General features: G+C 66.7%; 16 protein-coding genes. 5 read left to right on the forward strand and 11 right to left on the reverse strand.

The features are described 5' to 3' along the window. Positions 1-60: 60 nt before the first annotated feature. Positions 61-4,332: a DNA-directed RNA polymerase subunit beta' gene (rpoC, locus tag ABD729_RS05635; protein WP_344709183.1), complete on the reverse strand. Its 4,272-nt coding sequence runs from the start codon at positions 4,330-4,332 to the stop codon at positions 61-63. Between the two features lie 69 nt (positions 4,333-4,401). After that, a complete protein-coding gene (gene rpoB, locus ABD729_RS05640) occupies positions 4,402-8,571 on the reverse strand; it encodes a DNA-directed RNA polymerase subunit beta (protein ID WP_344709184.1) in 4,170 nt (1,389 codons plus the stop codon). A 315-nt stretch (positions 8,572-8,886) separates the two neighbouring features. Between rpoB and ABD729_RS05645 the strand changes: the two genes are divergently transcribed. The 5 genes from ABD729_RS05645 to ABD729_RS05665 are packed head-to-tail and all read left to right on the forward strand — an operon-like array spanning position 8,887 to position 12,262. Further along, positions 8,887-9,129: a hypothetical protein gene (locus ABD729_RS05645; protein ID WP_344709185.1), complete on the forward strand. Its 243-nt coding sequence runs from the start codon at positions 8,887-8,889 to the stop codon at positions 9,127-9,129. Between the two features lie 51 nt (positions 9,130-9,180). Next, complete coding sequence (locus ABD729_RS05650) at positions 9,181-10,674, forward strand: hypothetical protein (protein WP_344709186.1); 1,494 nt, start codon at positions 9,181-9,183, stop codon at positions 10,672-10,674. 60 nt (positions 10,675-10,734) lie between these two features. Beyond that, a complete protein-coding gene (locus tag ABD729_RS05655; protein ID WP_344709187.1) occupies positions 10,735-11,241 on the forward strand; it encodes a DUF2975 domain-containing protein in 507 nt (168 codons plus the stop codon). Then, positions 11,241-11,468 (forward strand): helix-turn-helix domain-containing protein, encoded by a 228-nt coding sequence (locus tag ABD729_RS05660; RefSeq protein ID WP_344709188.1) that lies wholly within the window; start codon positions 11,241-11,243, stop codon positions 11,466-11,468. The genes ABD729_RS05655 and ABD729_RS05660 overlap by 1 nt, the downstream gene beginning before the upstream one ends. After that, positions 11,468-12,262, forward strand: a complete 795-nt coding sequence (locus tag ABD729_RS05665; RefSeq protein ID WP_344709190.1) for a hypothetical protein — start codon at positions 11,468-11,470, stop codon at positions 12,260-12,262. The genes ABD729_RS05660 and ABD729_RS05665 overlap by 1 nt, the downstream gene beginning before the upstream one ends. 103 nt (positions 12,263-12,365) lie before the next feature. Here ABD729_RS05665 and rplL read toward each other — a convergent pair whose 3' ends face one another. From rplL to ABD729_RS05710, 9 genes are all read right to left on the reverse strand, one after another. Continuing rightward, complete coding sequence (rplL, locus tag ABD729_RS05670; protein ID WP_344709191.1) at positions 12,366-12,737, reverse strand: 50S ribosomal protein L7/L12; 372 nt, start codon at positions 12,735-12,737, stop codon at positions 12,366-12,368. A gap of 69 nt (positions 12,738-12,806) precedes the next feature. After that, complete coding sequence (gene rplJ / locus ABD729_RS05675) at positions 12,807-13,322, reverse strand: 50S ribosomal protein L10 (protein WP_344709192.1); 516 nt, start codon at positions 13,320-13,322, stop codon at positions 12,807-12,809. Between the two features lie 298 nt (positions 13,323-13,620). Then, entirely contained in the window at positions 13,621-14,193 is a 573-nt protein-coding gene (locus tag ABD729_RS05680; protein WP_344709193.1) for an anthranilate synthase component II, read from the reverse strand. Next, positions 14,190-15,698, reverse strand: a complete 1,509-nt coding sequence (locus ABD729_RS05685) for an anthranilate synthase component 1 (protein WP_344709194.1) — start codon at positions 15,696-15,698, stop codon at positions 14,190-14,192. The genes ABD729_RS05680 and ABD729_RS05685 overlap by 4 nt, the downstream gene beginning before the upstream one ends. Beyond that, positions 15,695-16,708, reverse strand: a complete 1,014-nt coding sequence (gene aroF / locus ABD729_RS05690) for a 3-deoxy-7-phosphoheptulonate synthase (protein ID WP_344709195.1) — start codon at positions 16,706-16,708, stop codon at positions 15,695-15,697. The genes ABD729_RS05685 and aroF overlap by 4 nt, the downstream gene beginning before the upstream one ends. Positions 16,709-16,967: 259 nt before the next feature. Next, complete coding sequence (locus tag ABD729_RS05695; RefSeq protein WP_344709196.1) at positions 16,968-17,384, reverse strand: UrcA family protein; 417 nt, start codon at positions 17,382-17,384, stop codon at positions 16,968-16,970. A 207-nt stretch (positions 17,385-17,591) separates the two neighbouring features. After that, positions 17,592-18,101 carry a hypothetical protein gene (locus ABD729_RS05700; RefSeq protein WP_344709197.1) on the reverse strand — a complete coding sequence of 170 codons (510 nt, stop codon included), beginning with the start codon at positions 18,099-18,101 and terminating at the stop codon, positions 17,592-17,594. Positions 18,102-18,184: 83 nt separating this feature from the next. Continuing rightward, entirely contained in the window at positions 18,185-19,360 is a 1,176-nt protein-coding gene (locus tag ABD729_RS05705) for a BaiN/RdsA family NAD(P)/FAD-dependent oxidoreductase (protein WP_344709198.1), read from the reverse strand. A gap of 82 nt (positions 19,361-19,442) precedes the next feature. Further along, positions 19,443-19,688: a hypothetical protein gene (locus tag ABD729_RS05710; RefSeq protein ID WP_344709199.1), complete on the reverse strand. Its 246-nt coding sequence runs from the start codon at positions 19,686-19,688 to the stop codon at positions 19,443-19,445. Positions 19,689-19,719 lie beyond the last annotated feature (31 nt).

Consider the following 19,719-nt stretch of genomic DNA (forward strand, 5'->3'; position numbering starts at 1 on the left):
GTGCGCGCTTCCGGACGGGGGAAGCGGCCCCTCCCGCGCTAACGGGAGGGGCGCCGAAGTTTAGTCCTGCAAGTAGTCGCCGGCGTCGGCATCCGTGCCGGTGCCGCTGGTGACGACCTCGCCGAGCGGATCCGACGGCGACGCGGAGGCGTCACGGTTGCTCTGGGCGAGTTCGGCAGCCCGCAGTTCCGCGGCACTGTCCGGAGCCACCAGGGCATCGGCCAGCTTGCGCTGCGCGGCACGAAGCGAGGCATCACGGCTGGAAGCCGCAACCCGCATCCGGTTCATGCCCGCGCCGGTACCGGCGGGGATGAGGCGACCGACGATGACGTTCTCCTTGAGCCCGTTCAGCGTATCGATCTTGCCCTGCACCGAGGCTTCGGTGAGCACCCGGGTGGTCTCCTGGAAGGAAGCCGCCGAGATGAACGACCGGGTCTGGAGCGAAGCCTTGGTGATCCCGAGCAGGATCGGCTTGCCCGAGGCCGGACGCTCGCCCTTGCCGAGCTTGGAGTTGATCTCGTCCATCTCCTCGCGATCGACCTGCTCACCCTTGAGGAGGGTGGTGTCGCCGTCGTCGGTGATCTCGACCTTCTGCAGCATCTGTCGAACGATCACCTCGATGTGCTTGTCGTTGATCTTCACGCCCTGCAGTCGATAGACTTCCTGGATCTCGGTGACGAGATACTCGGCCAGGGCAACGACGCCGAGCGCTTCGAGGATGTCGTGCGGATCAGGCGAACCGCCGACGAGATTGTCGCCGCGCTTCACATAATCGCCTTCCTGAACGTCGATCACGCGGCTCTTCGGGACCAGCTCCTCGTGGGGATCGCCGCCGTCGTCGGGGACGATCGCGATCTTCCGCTTGGCCTTGTAGTCCTTGAGGAACTGCACACGGCCCGAGACGCGGGCGATGATCGCCTTGTCCTTGGGCGTGCGGGCCTCGAACAGCTCGGCGACGCGCGGCAGACCGCCGGTGATGTCACGGGTCTTGGCGGCTTCACGCGGCATGCGGGCGAGCACTTCGCCGGCTTCCACGGTGGCACCGTCCTCGACCGCGACGATCGCGCCCGCCGCGAGACGATAGACGCCCGCTTCCTGCGCATTGTCGCCCATCAGGGTCAGGCGCGGACGAAGATCTTCCTTCTTCGACTTGGCCATGTCCTCGGTGACGACGCGCTGGCTGATGCCGGTCGCTTCGTCGGTCTGCTCGGTCATCGTGCGGTTCTCGATCAGGTCCTGGAACCGGATCGTGCCCGCCTTTTCGGTGACCACCGGGCTGAAGCTCGGATCCCACTCGGCGATACGCTCGCCCTTGGAGACGATGTGACCGTTCTCGCACAGCAGGTGGGCGCCGTACGGGATGCGATGCGTCGACAGTTCGCGGCCGTCCATGTCGAGGATCGCGATTTCGCCCGAGCGCGACAGCGAGATGTGCCGGCCGCGCGGGTCGGTGATCGTCGGCATGTCACGAAGCTCGATGGTACCGTCGACCGGCGCCTCGAGGTTCGACTGCTCGTTGAGCTGCGCCGCACCACCGATGTGGAAGGTACGCATGGTCAGCTGGGTGCCCGGCTCACCGATCGACTGGGCGGCGATGACGCCGACCGCTTCACCGATGTTGACCGGCGTGCCGCGGGCGAGATCGCGCCCGTAGCACTTGCCGCACACGCCCGACTTGGACGCGCAGACCAGCGGCGAGCGGATCTTGAGGCCCTGGAGATTGGCGGCCTCGAGCTTGGCGACCATCGCCTCGTCGAGCAGGATGCCTTCCTCGATGATAGTCTCGCCCGTCTTGGGATCGACCACGTCTTCGGCGGTGGTGCGGCCGAGCACGCGGTCACCGAGCGAGGCGATGACCGAACCGCCCTGGACGATGGCGCGCATTTCGAGCGCCTGGTCCGTCCCGCAATCCTCCTCGATGATCACGGCGTCCTGCGACACGTCGACCAGACGGCGGGTCAGGTAACCCGAGTTCGCCGTCTTGAGCGCGGTGTCGGCAAGACCCTTGCGGGCGCCGTGGGTCGAGTTGAAGTATTCAAGGACGGTCAGGCCTTCCTTGAAGTTCGAGATGATCGGGGTCTCGATGATCTCGCCCGACGGCTTGGCCATCAGGCCGCGCATGCCGGCGAGCTGCTTGATCTGCGCCTGGCTACCACGGGCACCCGAGTGGGCCATCATGTAGATGGAGTTCACCGGGATCTCGCGACCGTCCTCGCCCTTCGGCGTGGCGGAGATTTCCTTCATCATCTCCTGCGCGACGCGGTCACCGCAACGCGACCAGGCGTCGATCACCTTGTTGTACTTTTCCTGCTGGGTGATCAGGCCGTCCTGATATTGCTGCTCATAGTCCTTCACGAGGGCGCGGGTTTCCTCGACGAGGGGCTCCTTCGCCTGCGGGATGACCATGTCGTCCTTGCCGAAGCTGATGCCGGCCTTGAACGCGTGGCGGAAACCGAGACCCATGATCGCATCGGCGAACAGGACCGTGTCCTTCTGGCCGGTGTGACGATAGACCTCGTCGATCACGTCGCCGATGTCCTTCTTCGTGAGAAGGCGGTTGACGGTCTCGAACGGCACCTTGTGGCTCTTCGGAAGCGTTTCGCCAAGCAGCATGCGGCCAGGCGTCGTCTCGAAGCGCTTCAGATACTGCTTGCCGGCTTCGTCGGTCTGCGGGACGCGGCTGACGATCTTGGTGTGCAGGGTGACGACGCCGGCGGCGAGGGCCTGGTGGACCTCGGTCATGTCGGCGAGCATCGAACCCTGGCCCGGCTCTCCGTCCTTCTCGATCGAGAGGTAATAGAGACCCAGCACCATGTCCTGCGACGGCACGATGATCGGCTTGCCGTTGGCGGGCGAGAGGATGTTGTTGGTGCTCATCATCAGCACGCGGGCTTCAAGCTGCGCCTCGAGGCTCAGCGGCACGTGGACGGCCATCTGGTCGCCGTCGAAGTCGGCGTTGAAGGCGGCGCAGACCAGCGGGTGAAGCTGGATCGCCTTGCCCTCGATCAGCACCGGCTCGAACGCCTGGATGCCGAGGCGGTGGAGCGTCGGGGCGCGGTTCAGGAGGACCGGGTGCTCGCGGATGACTTCATCCAGGATGTCCCAGACTTCCTTGCGCTCCTTTTCGACCCACTTCTTGGCCTGCTTCAGGGTCATCGACAGACCCTTGGCGTCGAGGCGTGAGTAGATGAACGGCTTGAACAGCTCGAGCGCCATCTTCTTGGGCAGGCCGCACTGGTGAAGCTTGAGCTCCGGACCGGTGACGATGACCGAACGGCCCGAATAGTCGACGCGCTTGCCGAGGAGGTTCTGGCGGAAGCGGCCCTGCTTGCCCTTGAGCATGTCGGACAGCGACTTCAGCGGACGCTTGTTCGCACCGGTGATGGTGCGGCCGCGGCGGCCGTTGTCGAACAGCGCGTCGACGGCTTCCTGGAGCATGCGCTTCTCGTTGCGGACGATGATGTCCGGCGCGCGCAGCTCGATCAGCCGCTTCAGGCGGTTGTTGCGGTTGATGACGCGGCGATAGAGGTCGTTCAGATCCGACGTCGCGAAGCGGCCGCCGTCGAGCGGCACCAGCGGGCGAAGCTCGGGCGGGATGACCGGAACGACGTCGAGGATCATCCATTCGGGACGGTTGCCCGATTCAAGGAAGCTTTCGACGACCTTGAGGCGCTTGATGATCTTCTTGGGCTTCAATTCGGACTTGGTGACGGCGAGCTCCTCGAGGAGCTGCTTCTTCTCACCCTCGAGGTCGAGGTCCATCAGCATGATCTTGACCGCTTCGGCGCCGATGCCGGCCGAGAAGGCGTCTTCGCCATACTCGTCCTGAGCGTTCAGCAGCTCGTCCTCGGTCAGCAGCTGGTACTTCTCGAGCGGGGTCAGGCCCGGCTCGATCACCACGTAGGATTCGAAATACAGGATCCGCTCAAGCTGCTTGAGCTGCATGTCGAGCAGCAGGCCGATGCGCGACGGCAGCGACTTCAGGAACCAGATGTGGGCAACCGGGGCGGCCAGCTCGATGTGGCCCATGCGCTCGCGGCGGACCTTCGAGACGGTCACTTCCACGCCGCACTTTTCGCAGACGATGCCCTTGTACTTCATGCGCTTGTACTTGCCGCACAGGCACTCATAGTCCTTGATCGGACCGAAGATGCGGGCGCAGAACAGGCCGTCACGCTCGGGCTTGAACGTACGGTAGTTGATCGTCTCGGGCTTCTTGATCTCGCCGAACGACCACGAACGGATCTTGTCCGGGGACGCGATGCCGATCTTGATCTGGTCGAAGGTCTCCGGCTTGGCCACCGGGTTCGCGAAGTTGGTCAGCTCGTTCATAACTTACTCCTGAGCCCCTAGGGGCTTCGAGGTCATATCTAGGGTCGGCAGGGAGGAGGGCCTAAGCCCTCACTCCGCCGCGAGCGCCGGCGGCTCGTCGGAATTGTCGACGCTGTCGAGTTCGACGTTGAGGCCGAGCGAGCGCATTTCCTTGACCAGCACGTTGAAGCTTTCCGGAATGCCGGCCTCGAAGGTGTCGTCGCCCTTGACGATCGCTTCGTAGACCTTGGTCCGGCCGATCACGTCGTCCGACTTGACCGTCAGCATCTCCTGCAGCGTGTAGGCGGCGCCGTAGGCCTGGAGCGCCCAGACCTCCATCTCGCCGAAGCGCTGGCCGCCGAACTGCGCCTTACCGCCCAGCGGCTGCTGGGTGACGAGGCTGTACGGCCCGATCGAACGGGCGTGGATCTTGTCGTCCACGAGGTGGTGCAGCTTCAGCATGTAGATGATGCCCATCGTGACCTTGCGGTCGAACGGCTCACCGGTGCGCCCGTCGTACAGGGTCGACTGGCCCGAGGTGTCGAGACCGGCCTGCGTCAGCGCCGCCGACACGTCCGGCTCACGCGCGCCGTCGAACACCGGCGTGCCCATCGGCAGACCGCCGACGAGGTTGCGGGCGAGGTCGAATACGCTGTCGTCCGAACGGGCATCGATGTCGCCGTCATACTGCGAACCGTAGAGGCTCTTCAGCTTCTCGCGGATCGCGGCGGCGTCCTTGCCGACGTAATCCGAGCCACGGTCGTGCATTTCCTCGAGCATGTCCCCGATCTGCTTGCCAAGGCCGCGGGCGGCCCAGCCAAGGTGGGTTTCGAAGATCTGACCGACGTTCATGCGCGACGGCACGCCCAGCGGGTTGAGCACGATGTCGGCATGCGTCCCGTCTTCGAGGAACGGCATGTCCTCGATCGGCAGGATGCGGCTGATGACGCCCTTGTTGCCGTGACGGCCGGCCATCTTGTCGCCAGGCTGAAGCTTGCGCTTCACGGCAACGAAGACCTTGACCATCTTGAGCACGCCCGGGGCCAGCTCGTCGCCCGCCTCGACCTTGCCGATGCGGTCTTCCAGCTTGCGGCGGATGGCCGCCTCGGCCTCGTCATACTGGCCCTTCAGCGCCTCGATATCGGCCTGGCGGCTGTCGTCCTTGACGGCGATCTTCCACCAGTCGTGCTTGTCGGTCGCTTCGAGCATCTCGACGTCGAGCGTCGCGCCCTTCTTGATCGTCTTGGGCGCGGCGGTCGCGACCTGGCCGACCAGCATTTCCTGCAGACGCGCGAAGGTCGCGCGATTGAGGATCCGGCGCTCGGATTCGGCGTCGCCCTTGAGGCGATCCTTGTCCTCGGCCTGGATGGCGCGGGTACGGTCGTCGATGTCGATGCCGTGGCGGTTGAAGACGCGCACGTCGACGATCGTTCCGGCAACGCCCGGCGGCAGGCGCAGCGAGGTGTCGCGAACGTCCGAGGCCTTTTCACCGAAGATGGCGCGGAGGAGCTTTTCTTCCGGCGTCATCGGGCTTTCGCCCTTGGGCGTGATCTTGCCGACCAGGATGTCGCCCGGCTCAACCTCGGCACCGATGTAGACGATGCCCGCCTCGTCGAGATTGCGAAGCGCTTCCTCGCCGACGTTGGGGATGTCGCGGGTGATGTCTTCCGGCCCGAGCTTGGTGTCGCGGGCCATGACTTCGAACTCCTCGATGTGGATCGAGGTGAAGATGTCGTCCTTAACGATCCGCTCGGAGATCAGGATCGAGTCTTCGTAGTTGTAGCCATTCCACGGCATGAACGCGACGAGCACGTTGCGGCCGAGCGCCAGCTCACCGAACTGGGTCGAGGGACCGTCGGCGATGATCTCGCCCGCTTCGACCACGTCGCCGACCTTCACCAGCGGACGCTGGTTGATGCAGGTCGACTGGTTCGAACGCTGGAACTTCATCAGGCTGTAGATGTCGACGCCGCTTTCGCCCGGGCGAAGCTCGCCGGTGACGCGGATGACGATGCGGGTCGCATCGACCTGGTCGACGATACCCGGACGACGCGCGCCGATGGCGGCGCCGGAGTCGCGGGCAACGGTTTCTTCCATGCCGGTGCCGACCAGCGGAGCGTCCGCCTGCAGGAGCGGAACGGCCTGACGCTGCATGTTCGAGCCCATGAGCGCGCGGTTGGCGTCATCGTTCTCGAGGAACGGGATGAGCGAGGCCGCGACCGACACCAGCTGCTTGGGGCTGACGTCCATCAGGGTGATCTGGTCGCGCGGGGCGATCAGGAAGTCGCCGTTGCGCCGGCTGGAGATGATCTCCTCGGCGAAGGTGCCGTCCTCGTTGATCTCGGCGTTGGCCTGCGCGATCGTGTGCTTGGCCTCTTCCATCGCCGACAGATAGACCACCTCGTCGGTGACCTTGTGGTCGCGGACGACGCGGTACGGCGTTTCGATGAAGCCGTACTTGTTGACGCGGCTGAACGACGCGAGGCTGTTGATCAGACCGATGTTCGGGCCTTCCGGCGTCTCGATCGGGCAGATGCGGCCATAGTGGGTCGGGTGGACGTCGCGGACTTCGAAGCCCGCCCGCTCACGGGTGAGACCGCCCGGCCCGAGGGCCGACACGCGCCGCTTGTGGGTCACTTCGGACAGCGGGTTGGTCTGGTCCATGAACTGCGAGAGCTGCGAGGAACCGAAAAATTCACGCACCGCGGCAACCGCCGGCTTGGCGTTGATGAGATCATTCGGCATCACGGTCGATACGTCAACGGAGCTCATCCGCTCCTTGACCGCGCGCTCCATGCGCAGGAGGCCGACGCGATACTGGTTTTCCAGCAGCTCGCCGACCGAACGCACGCGGCGGTTGGCGAGGTTGTCGATGTCGTCGATCTCGCCCTTGCCGTCCTTGAGGTTCACCAGCTCCTTCACGACGGCGAGAATGTCCTCGCGGCGGAGCGTGGTGACCGTGTCCTCGGCGTCGAGGCCAAGGCGCATGTTGAGCTTGACGCGGCCGACGGCCGACAGGTCGTAGCGCTCCGGATCGAAGAACAGGCCGTAGAACAGCGCGTCCGCGGTTTCGCGCGTCGGCGGCTCGCCGGGGCGCATGACGCGGTAGATGTCGGAGAGCGCCTGGTCGCCGTCTTCCGACTTGTCGGCCTTCAGCGTGTTGCGGATCCACGGACCGGTGTTGACGTAGTCGATGTCGAGCAGCTCGAGGCGGTCGACGCCGGCCTTGTCGAGCAATTCGAGGTTCTCGGGGCTGATCTCGTCACCGGCCTCGACGTAGATCTGGCCGGTCGACTCGTTGATGAGGTCGTAGGCCGAGAAGCGGCCGAAGATGGTCTCGGTCGGGATGATGAGGTTCTGGAGACCTTCCTTGCCGGCCTGGTTGGCGCGGCGCGGTGTGATCTTCTCGCCGGCCTTGAACACCACTTCGCCGGTGTCGGCGTTCATGATGTCGAACATCGGCTTCTGGCCGCGCCAGTTCTCCGGCACGTAGGGGATCTGCCAGCCGTTGGGGCCACGGATGTAGGCGACGCGGCCGTAGAATTCGTTGAGGATCTCTTCCGAGGTCAGGCCCAGCGCGTGCAGCAGCGCGGTGACCGGCAGCTTGCGCTTGCGGTCGATGCGGACGTTGACGATGTCCTTGGCGTCGAATTCGAAGTCGAGCCACGAACCGCGATACGGAATGACGCGCGCGGCGAAGAGATACTTGCCCGACGCGTGGGTCTTGCCGCGGTCATGGTCGAACAGGACGCCCGGCGAACGGTGCATCTGGCTGACGATGACGCGCTCGGTGCCGTTGACGATGAAGGTGCCGTTCTGCGTCATGAGCGGCATGTCGCCCATGTAAACGTCCTGCTCCTTGATATCGATCACCGACTTGGCCTCGGTGTCGGGATCGATTTCGAAGGAGGTGAGGCGCAGGGTGACGCGCATCGGCGCGGCATAGGTCAGCCCGCGCTGGCGGCACTCGTCGGTGTCGAACTTCGGGTCCTCGAGGACATAATGGTCGAAGTCGAGGTGCGCGGTGCCGGCGAAATCCTGGATCGGGAACACCGACCGCAGGGTCTTTTCGAGGCCGGAGACATAGCCGGTAGCCGGATCGGACCGCAGGAACTGCTCATAGCTTTCGCGCTGAACCTCGATGAGGTTCGGCATCTCGCTGATCTCGTGAATGTTGCCGAAGATCTTGCGGATGCGGCGCTGCTTGGTGAAGCGCCCCGAACCGGTGTTGTGCGGAATGTCGATCGACTTGGTGGCCATGCGAAGTCCCTGCGCTTGGACGGAAGGCAGGCCTGGCCCGCGCTCCCGCTGATCCCCGGCCGGCAGCCGGAGTGAAAAATGTGGAGCGCTGATCCCGCTGGTCTCTCCACTTCGTTCGGCCCGCGCGCTGTTCGGACCCTGTCCCGGAGAGGGCAGGAAAGGCCCCTGGCGCATAGGAAACCCATGCGGCGGAGCCGGTATGTTTGTCGGATAGGAAGCGCATATAGCTTTCTGGGCGCATCAGGCAAGGGGGAAGGCAACCAAAAGGGAGGCACGAACATTGTGCATGGGCCCGCAGTCATCCGAAGGGTTCCCATGCGCTTGCTGCTCGTCTCGCCCGCCTTTGTCCTGCTGGCCGCCTGCGGTTCGGGCACGAACGATCCCGACAAGAACATCCGGAACGCCACCAGCCAGATGGATCCCGCCGCCGCCGCCGCGGTCGAGAATGCGGTCGACAACGGCGTCGACCCGCAAAATGCGCTGGCCATCGGCGGGAAGGCCGCCACCTTCGAAAACGAGCCAAGCGCCGCCGATCGCGGCCAGCCGGAGCCTCGTTAACCATCCTGTGACGCTCTCCCGCTAGCGTCCCTCCGAAAGCCGTGCACTTCCATGCGCGGCAGAGGGGACGACGAGCGGATGACGAGTGCGACGGCAGGAGGCTGGTGGCAGCGGGTGCGCCCGGCCGCGCAGCCTGGGACCGAAGAGGCCGATCACTTCGCGCCCGACGGGCTCGACGCCTACGCTTCCGCGCTGCAGGCGGCTCTGCCGCTCCTGTTCGCGTTCATGATCGCCTTCCTGGCGCAGATCTTCCTCGACGGCGATACCGGCTGGCACCTCGGGGCGGGCAAGTGGATCGTCGCGCACGGCGCGGTCCCGACCACCGATCCCTTCAGCCACACCATGCCCGGCAAGGCGTGGACCGCCCACGAATGGCTGGCCGAAGTCGTCATGGTCGGCGCCCATTCCCTGCGCGGCTGGGGCGGGCTGGCGGCGCTGTTCGCGCTGTCCTACGCGACCACCTTTTGGCTGCTTTCGCGCGAAGCCTTCCGCCACCTGCCGGCGCGCTGGGCGATCACCGCGGTCGGGCTTGCGGCGGGGATCCTCTTCCCGTTCGCGCTGGCCCGCCCGCACGTGCTGGCCTGGACCCTGCTTGCCGCCTGGACGGTGATCCTGCTGCGCGCCCGCGAACAGCGCAGCGCGCCGCCGGTCGCCGCGGCGCTGCTGATGGTGGTGTGGGCCAACCTCCACGCCAGCTACATGTTCGGCTTCGGCCTTGCCGGCCTGTTCGCGCTCGAAAGCCTGATCGAAAACCCGCGGGACCACCGCCTGCTCGGGCGCTGGGCCGCCTTCGGCTTCGCTGCGCTTGCCGCCGCAGTGTTCGTCACGCCCTTCAGCGCGAGCGACTTCCTTTATCCCTTCCAGGTCAGCGGGATGAAGTCGCTGTCGGTTATCCGCGAGTGGCGGCGGTCCACGCCTGACATCGACTTCCTCTTCTACATCTGCCTCGCCGGGCTTGCGGTACTGCTGGTGCGGCGGTGGCGGTCGATCCCGCCGCTGCGGCTGCTGCTGCTCATTGGCCTGTCGGCGATGGCGATCGCCCATGCCCGTCACCAGATGCTGTTCGCGATCGTCGGGCTGCTGGTGGTGCTGCCCTATCTCAACCCGGCGGCGGGACGGATCGACGTGCCGCGTGCCCGCTGGTTCTGGCCGGCCGTCGCCCTGCTGATCGCGGTCCGTTTTGCCGTTCCCTACCAGTTCAAGGAACACAGCAGCTATCCGCTGAGCCTGCTGGCCAAGGTGCCGGCGGAGATCCGCCGCCAGCCGGTGTACAACGAATATAGCCAGGGCGGTCCGCTGGTGATGCTCGGCATCCGGCCCTACGTCGACGGCCGCGCCGACATGTACGGCGACGATTTCACCTTCCGCCAGCGCGCGATCAACCGCGGCGACATCGTCAAGTTTCGCGAGGACGTGAAGCGCTACGGCATCCGCTGGGCGGTGCTGGAATATGATGACGGCCTGCTGCCCAAGCTCAGGAGCGAGCCCGGCTGGCGGCTGTTCGCCGAGGACAAGAATGCGTCGGTTTTCGTGCGCACCAATTGAGCGCTTGCTTATTGTAAAACGATAAGGCAACTTACCGACATTCGGTAAGGAGTCGTGTCGATGCTGAGTGTTGCCCGGTGGGTGCTGAGGGCGCTTCTGGTGCTCAACCTGTTTGTCGGAGGGGTGCTTCTTCTCCTGCTACTGTGGTCATTCGCTGACGCACCAAGGTTCGCGTCGACGATCACGCGGGCGTTCGCTGGCCGGGATGTCGGTTCACTGCTGTTCTGGGCGCGCGTGGTTCTGGCGGTGGTCGCCCCGGTGATGATCGCCGCGCACCTGCTATTCCGCAACCTCCTTGCCATGCTTGGCACGGTGGAGGCGGGCGATCCGTTCGTTCCGGCCAATGCGGCGCGTCTGCAGACCGTCGCCTGGTGCTTGCTCGCGATCCAGGTCTGCGACCTTCTGTTCGGCTGGGCGGCGACCGAATTCGACACCCTTGCCGGCGAGCGGACGTCAGGCTGGTCGCCCGGAATCACCGGCTGGGTCGCCGTCCTGCTGGTGTTCGTGCTGGCCCGGGTGTTCCGCGAAGGCGCCCGCCTGCGCGACGATGCCGAACTGACCATCTGATGCCGATCCGGATCGACCTCGACGCGCTGCTGGCAGGGAAGCGCATGACCCAGGCGGAGCTTGCCCAGCGCATCGGCATAACCGCGCCCAATCTCAACGTGCTGAAGACCGGCAAGGCGAAAGCGATCCGCTTCTCGACCCTGTCGGCCATCTGCCGCGAACTCGGCTGCCAGCCGGGCGACATCCTGCGCTGGGAAGCCGGCGCCGACGACGAAGGAGACGAGTGATGGAGCAGGCCATCGACCTGACCGCTGCGGCGCCAAAGCGCCCAGGCGCAGTGGCTTCGGCCGTCGGAGGGATCGCACGCGCCATTCTTGCGACCTATCGCCTCGGTGGCAGGATGTTCTGGGTCGCGCCCGCAATCGTCGCGGTCACCGTGCTTCCCGAGCTTCTCCAGCATGCGGCGGAGATGAAGCTCGGGATGTTCGAAAGCCGGCAAGCGTTCCGGGCGCTGGCGATGGACCCGACCCGCTGGTTCTTCGCGTACGGAAAGATCGCCGGACTGTGGCTCGGCATTCTGCTCACCGTGCGTTTCCTGGCGAAGGGCGGATGGCGAGGGATGTTCCGGATGCCGCTCGCCGACCTCGCGCGGATCGTCGTCGCGGGCGGGGGCACCGTTCTGGTGGACGAAGCGCTCAAGCTCGCGGGCGATACAGTGGGCGCAGCAATGGCGTTCGGCGCGCTCTCGGCCTTTCTGCAGGCGGGCCTGACGCTGTATGTGGTCGCGCTCGTCGCGGGCGAAGAGGCGATCGACCTGCCCGGCGCATTCTGGCGCTTCCTGCCGACCTCGGCGTTGCTGGTGCTGCTGATGGCCGTCGCTTTCGTGCCCGCCCAGGCGCTCCACACGGGCAATCACCTTGTCGCGATGGGCCAGCCGTTGCCGGTCGTGGGCCTCATCATGCTGTTCGACAGTCTGCTGGTCGGGTTGATGGCGACGCTGATCGGAAGCGCGATGGTGGTCGCGGTGCGCGCAGGCCCGACGTGGCGGGGCTGGACCAGGCGACCGGACACGCTCGCCTGACGCAAGAAGGGGCGACCTCTTGCGAGGCCGCCCCTTCCGTCCGCAGGCGCTTCAAGACACCTGCAAACTCTTGCCGATCCCCGCCGAAGCGGGGGCCAGAAGCTTACTTGAGCTCGACGGTGCCGCCGGCTTCCTCGATCTGCTTCTTGATCTTCTCGGCTTCGTCCTTGTTGACGCCTTCCTTGAGGGCCTTCGGAGCGCCTTCGACCAGCGCCTTGGCTTCGCCGAGGCCCAGGCCGGTGATGGCGCGGACTTCCTTGATGACGTTGATCTTCTTGCCACCGTCGCCGGTGAGGATCACGTCGAATTCGGTCTTCTCTTCAGCGGCCGGGCCGGCAGCAGCGGCGGCAGCCGGAGCGGCGACGGCAGCGGCGGCCGAAACGCCCCACTTCTCTTCGAGCGCCTTGGCGAGCTCGGCGGCTTCGAGAACGGTGAGCGCCGACAGCTGGTCGACGAGGTTATTGATGTCAGCCATTTCTTACTCCTGTGCGGGGCTCATCGGCCCCTGATTTGTCGTGCGAAATCGATAAAAGAAACGAAGAACCTATGCCGCGTCCTGCGCCGCATATGCACCGAACACCCGCGCCAGCATCGCACCGGGCTCGGCGACGGTCCGGGCGATCTTGGTCGCCGGGGCCTGCACCAGACCGATAAGGGTCGCGCGAAGCTGATCGAGGCTCGGAAGCTCGGCCAGCGCCGTGACCCCTGCGAGGTCGAGGACGGTGTCGCCCATCGCTCCGCCCAGGACCTCGAACTTGTCGGTGGTCTTGGCGAAGTCGATCGCAACCTTGGCGGCAGCGACCGGATCGATGGACGTGGCAAGGGCCGTCGGGCCCTTGAGCAGCTCGCCAAGCGGCTGATAGCGGGTGCCATCGAGCGCGATGAGGGCGAGGCGGTTCTTCGCAACCTTGAACTGGGCTCCGGCGTCGCGCATCCGCAGGCGAAGATCGGTGGACTGCGCCACCGTCAGACCGAGATTGCGGGTGACAACCACCACGCTGGTCTGGTCAAAGACCTGCTTCAGTTCGGCAACCAGATCAGCCTTTTCGTTGCGATCCATGCCAACTCCAAACAAATGGCCGCTGGAACCCGAAGGAACCGGCGACCGGCTTCATGACCCGCGCAGCCGAATGGCGACGCGGGGGCTCATGTCCGTGGGGTTGGGAGGCGCGTGCGACTCTATCGCACGACAACGCGGGCAAGGATGCCGCGAGAAACTCTCTTCCCCGTCTCGGCTGGAAATTAAGCCTCCAAGTGAAGGCACCAACTGTCTCGGACGGCGCCCCGGCGAACCGGGGACGGGCGGGCCAATAGCAGATTGTGCCGCGCGATCAAGGGGAGGTGCAGAAGCGGAGAGGTCAGCCGAACATCTCAATCAGGTTCACCAGCATGGTGTCGCCATGCGTGGTGAGGATGCTTTCCGGGTGGAATTGGAGCCCGGCCTGAAGCGCTTCGTGGTCGCTGAACGCCATCGCCATGCCCTGCGTCTCCGCATGAATCGTAAACCGCGGGGGCAGGTCGCGGGTGCAGAGGCTGTGGTAGCGGGCGACGCGAACCGGGCTCGGCAGGCCGGCGAAGGGGCCGCCGCCGTCATGCTCCAGCAGCATCGACTTGCCGTGCACCGGCTCGGGCGCGCGGGTGACGGTGCCGCCCGCCTGCTCGACAATCGCCTGGTGCCCGAGACATACCCCGATCACTGGGACACGCCCCCTGGCGAGGGCGATGAGGTCGAGGCAGCAGCCGCTTCCCTGAGGATTGCCGGGCCCCGGCGAGATCATGATGATTGCGCCGAGCGCCTCGGCCTCGGCCAGCGCGGCCGGTGCGGCGATGCTGTTGCGGCGGACATGCACCTCGGCCCCGATCCGTTCGAGGCTCTCGACCAGGTTGAAGGTGAAGCTGTCGAGATTGTCGATGAGGAGGACGGGCTTCATGCGCCCAGTACTCCCAAAAGGGCGGAGGCCTTGGCGCGGGTCTCGTCGGCTTCGGCCTGCGGCACGCTGTCGTGGACCACGCCGGCCCCCGAGCGCACCTCTGCGATCCCGCCGCGGACCAGCGCCGAGCGGATCACGACCGCGGTGTCCATCTGGCCATTGCCGGCGACCCAGCCGATCGCGCCGCCATAGGGACCGCGGCGCCTCGCCTCAGCCGCGCGGAGGAGCTGCATGGCGCGGATCTTGGGTGCGCCGACCAAGGTCCCGACATTGAGGCAGGCGGCGAGCGCATCGAAGGCGTCGAGGCCAGGGCGAAGCGTGCCGGTGACCGACGAGACGAGGTGCATCACGCGGGCGAAACGCTCCACGGTAAGCAGCTTCGCCACCCGCCGGGTGCCGGACAGCGACACGCGGGCCACGTCGTTCCGGGCAAGGTCGACCAGCATCATGTGCTCGGCCAGCTCCTTGCCGTCGAGCCGCATCTCGCCCTCCAGGCGGTCGTCGGCGTCCGGGCTGCTTCCGCGGGGACGGGTGCCGGCGATCGGCTTCACCTCGACGGTCCGGCCGCCCGGTCCTCCGGCGGACAGGCGGACACTGGTCTCCGGGCTGGCGCCCAGCAACGTCCAGTCGCGGTCGGCGAGGAAGAAGCGGTAGCTCGACGGTTCGGCCTGGCGCAGCCGGGCGTAGGCGGAAAGGGGGTCGGGGCAGGGGCCGCTAAACGTGCGGCTCGGCACGATCTGGTAGACCTCGCCGGCCGCGATCTCTTCCTTGAGGCGGGCGACGAGGGCGACGAAATCGGCGTCGGACAGGTCGGGCTCGAACGCGGCCGGTCCTTTCCACTTCGCTGCGCTCCTGTCTTGCGCGCCGGGGGGAGCGTCGAGCGGCGCGGGGCTGGAGAGCGCTGCCAGCCCTTCCTCCAGCCGCCGGGCGGCGTCGTTCACGTGCCGCTCGTCGGGGCCGAAGGCGGTGCACAGCAGACGTGCGGCGCCGCCGGGCGCGATCGTCAGCAGCGTATCGGGTACGAAGAAGACGAAGTCGGGAAAGTCCGCCTCGGCCGCGGCGGGCATGGCTTCGCCCCAGGCGGCGAGATCGAAGCCTGCCACCCCGAGCAACAGCGCGCCGAACGGCTCCCCGCGCGGGGCGGCGGCGGCGTCGAGCAGAACGCGCAGGGCATGGAGCGGCTGGGGCCCGAGCAGGCGCTCGGACGCATCCTCGCTGCTCGGCTCGGCGAAATCGAGGAGCAGGCGGCCGGCGCTCCGCTGCGCCATGGCGGGCGATTCGAGCACGGCCAGAAGCGCTTCGCCATTGGGGTTGAGGGCCTCGAGCTCGACCGTGCCGCCGCGCCCCTCGGCCCGGACGCAGGCGCGGCCCATGGCGAGCCGTTGCCCGTCGGGTGCCTCGAACAATCCGGTCCCCTCGCGGGCATTGCCGAGCGCACGATAGGCGGCGAGCGCGTCGAGCCCGGCCGGCAGGCGCCGGGCAAGGACCCGGGCTTCGACCTTCACAGCTGGCGACCGACCGCTGCGGCCACGGCGCCGATCGCACCCATCAGCTGCTCGAACTGCGCGGGGTAGAGCGACTGGGCGCCGTCCGACCAAGCCGTGGCGGGATCGCGATGGACCTCGATCATCAGTCCGTCGGCCCCCGCCGCCACCGCCGCCAGGCTCATCGGCGGGACGAGGTCGCGGATGCCGGTGCCGTGGCTGGGATCGACCACGACCGGCAGGTGGGTCTTGCCCTTGACGTAGGGCACGGCGTTGAGGTCGAGCGTGTTGCGCGTCGCGGGTTCGAAGGTACGGATCCCGCGCTCGCACAGGATGACGTTGGGATTGCCGGCGGCCATCAGATATTCGGCGGCGAGCAGCCATTCCTGGATGGTCGCCGACAGACCGCGCTTCAGCAGCACCGGCCGGCCCGCCGCGCCGACCGCGCGCAGAAGCGCGAAATTCTGCATGTTGCGCGCACCGATCTGGAGGCAGTCGGCGGCTTCCGCCACGCGGGCGACGTCGGCGGTGTCCATCACCTCGGTGACGATCGGTAGGCCAAGGTCGTCGCCCACTTCACGCAGGATCTTGAGGCCTTCTGGACCGTGACCCGAAAAGCCGTAGGGGCTGGTGCGCGGCTTGTACGCGCCGGCACGCAGCAGGGTCGCGCCTGCCGCTTTCACCGCCGACGCGGTCTCGTGCAGCTGCTCGGCGCTTTCCACCGCGCAGGGGCCCGCAACGACCGCCAGCCGGTCGCCCCCGATGGTGACCCCGCCGACGTCGACCAGTGTGTCGTGCGCCTGCAGTTCCCGGCTGACCAGCTTGTAGGGGGCGAGGATGGGCTTCACGCTCTCGACCATCGGGTCGCTGTCGAGCGCCAGTTCGGCAAGTACGCGCTCGTCGCCGAGCGCGCCGAGCACGACCCGCTCGGCCCCCGGCATGTGGAGCGGTTTCAGCCCGGCATCCTCGATCTTCTTGAGGAGGCGCTCGGCGGAGCCGGCGGGAGCTTCGGGCTTCAGTACGATGATCATGGCAAATCCTGTCGGGTGAAGGTGAGCCGGCAGGAGACAATAAAAAACCCGCCGGTAAGGGCGGGCCTGAGGACGCTGGGCGGTGCTTGCCCTAGCGCTCGGTCGGCACGCCGCCTGAAACGCTGGAGCGCCACCAATTGGCAGCGGCGACAGTCAGGGCGGCGAAACGGATCATCCCTTATGAAGAGCGCAAGAAGTCCAACAGGTCAAGCATCGAATGGCGGGACGGCGGCCCCCTTCCGCCGTCCCGTCGCTCCGGTCAGCGCGCAGCAACGACGATGTCCGGCGAGGACGTGCTCCCGCTGCTGCCGCTGGCCAGCGCAAGCGCCTCGCTGCGCAGGGCCGCAACCTGGCGATCAGCAGAAACGCGGGCTTCGTAGCGGCAGACGCGCTCGGCAGTGGTGGAGCCATTGACGTCGTCACGGCAGACCTGGCCGATCGCACCGAGGATGCGATTGTTCAGGCGCTTCATGCCCGCGGCGCTGGCGAGGTTGAGGTCGTTGGTGGCGATGCGGGCGGTCATCAACTGGCGTTCGCCCGTCACGGTCACCTCGACCGGGTCGCGGGTGGTCGTGGCGGCATGCGCCATGGCGGGCGCGAGGGTGAGGGCAAGGACGCTTGCCGACAAGGTGAACGATAAGGCGGCGATGCCGCTACTGCGCAGTCTACTGGTCATCTTCAATCCCCTTGGATCAGCCCGGCGCGAACCATCTCGCGGGGCCGATTGGGGGATTAGGTGAGGAGGGCGGGCAAGGCGCGCCCGCTTCGACTTCGCGTCGCCGGCAATCGATGCAGCGGCAGACTGCGTGCGCTGGACGACGGGTCGGCGAACGGCGGAAAAGAGGGCTTTCGCACTCCCTTCCGCCGCTCGATTCTGCTTTGATTAGAAGCGGCTGTCTTCACCGCCGCCGGTCGTCATGTCACCGCGGCGCTGTTCCTCGCCGACCGCTACCGGGCGCAGGCCATCGCTCTGCTGGTCCTGTTCGCCGGCACCGTCGAACTGGTCGGACCCGCCCGGCGTCTGGCCGCTGGCGAAGCGGAAGGCGCTGCCGTCATCGCGGGCTTCCTCGAAGCTGTGGGTCTGGGTCGAGGCGATGTCGCCCGTACCAGCGCTCATGCCCTGCCGGCCCATCGCGCTGGTCACCATGCCCTGCTGCGAGCCGCCTTGAATCTCCTTCATCAGGCAGTCGTGCAGCAGCTGCTTCGCCTGCTCGGCGAGCTGCTTCTGGGCCTGCATCGCCTGCTGGAAGAACTGGCGATGCTCTTCCTTGCCCTGCGCGTCGTCGGCGTAGATCTGGCAATTCTCGACGCCCTGAAGCGCATGGTAGAGCACGGCCGTCAGGTCATAGGTGACGTTGCGGGTGCCGGTGTTGGCTGTCTGGTTGGTGTCCATGGTCGTTCCTCCTATGGCCGGTGTGGCCAGTCTGCTGAGGAAACGCCCGGGGAAAGGACTTGGCGCTCGGTTCGCCGCAAGCGTCAGAGCGCCTGGCCCGCCGCGACGCCCGAAGCCCATGCCCACTGGAAGTTATAGCCGCCAAGCCAGCCGGTCACGTCCACCGCCTCGCCGATGACAAACAGGCCCGGGACCTTGCGCGCTTCCATCGTCTGCTGGGAGAGATCAGCTGTGCTGATCCCGCCGACGGTCACCTCCGCCTTGGCAAAACCTTCGGTGCCATTGGGTTCGAACCGCCAGTCGGACAGGCGGCGCTCTGCCGCCTCGAGCGCCTTGTCGGGCGCGTTGCCGAGTTCGCTTGCGATCCCCAGGCGCTCGGCCAGCGTGTCGGCGAGGCGGCCGGGCAGTTGCTCGCCGAGCACGGCAGGGAGGCGGGCACGCGGGCGCTGGCGCTTGGTTTCGCGCAGCCAGCCGGACGCAGCCTGCGGCAGGAAGTCGATCGCGACCGCCTGGCCGTGCCGCCAGTAGCTCGACACCTGCAGGATCGCCGGCCCGCTCATACCCTTGTGGGTGAACAAGGCAGCCTCGCGGAACGCTGCGCCGCCGCAGCGGGCTTCGACCGGGGTGGCGACGCCCGACAGCTCGCGGAACAGGGCTTCCTCGCCGCCGAGCGTCAGGGGTACGAGCGCGGGGCGGGGTTCGACCAGCCTGAGGCCGAAGCGCTTGGCAAGTTCATAGGCGAAACCGGTCGCACCGAGCTTGGGGATGGAAGGGCCGCCGGTCGCGATGACCAGCGACGGTGCTTCGACTTCCCGGTCGCCGGCGACGACACGGAAGCGCGTGCCGTTGTGGCTTACGTCGCGGACCGGCGTGTCGCAGCGGATGGTCGCGGCCGCGGCCTCGTCCAACAGCATCCGTACGATCTGCTGTGCCGATCCGTCGCAGAACAGCTGGCCAAGAGTCTTTTCGTGCCAGGCGATGCGGTGCTTGCCGACGAGTTCGAGGAAATCCTGCGCCGTGTAGCGGGCAAGCGCCGAGCGGGCGAAGTGGGGGTTGGCGCTGAGGTAGCGGTCGGGCGCGGCGCCGAGATTGGTGAAGTTGCAGCGCCCGCCGCCGGAAATAAGGATCTTGCGGCCAGGATCGGGGGCGTGGTCGATGACCAGCACCTTGCGGCCGCGCTGGGCGGCGACCGCGGCGCACATCAGCCCGGCGCCGCCGGCACCGAGGATGATCGCATCAAAAGGGGCCGGGGCGGACATGGCGCCGCCCTAACGCCTTATTCCGCTTGTGCCGAGCGTCGTCGAGGCATGGGTCCCTCGACGTCGCTCGGGACAAACGGATCTATTCGCCTTCGAGCGGCAGCGTATCGACTTCCTCTTCCAGCGCAGCGCCGCTCGCCGCGCCTTCGGCATCGGCGATGTCACGGGCGAGGAATTCCATCTCGATCCCGCTCTGCGCGTCCCCGGCGAGTTCGTTGGGCGAGGCGAGGGGGTGGTCGTTGCTGAATTCGGTCTCCTCGGCGTCGAGCTCGGCCTCGGTGGCGGCGTCGGTGGACTGGTCGAGGGGGTCGCGGGGATCGTTGATCATGGTGGAAGCTCCTTTGACGAGCCCAACGAGA

The organism is Sphingomonas humi, from assembly GCF_039536725.1.
Classification (GTDB): Bacteria; Pseudomonadota; Alphaproteobacteria; order Sphingomonadales; family Sphingomonadaceae; genus Sphingomicrobium; species Sphingomicrobium humi.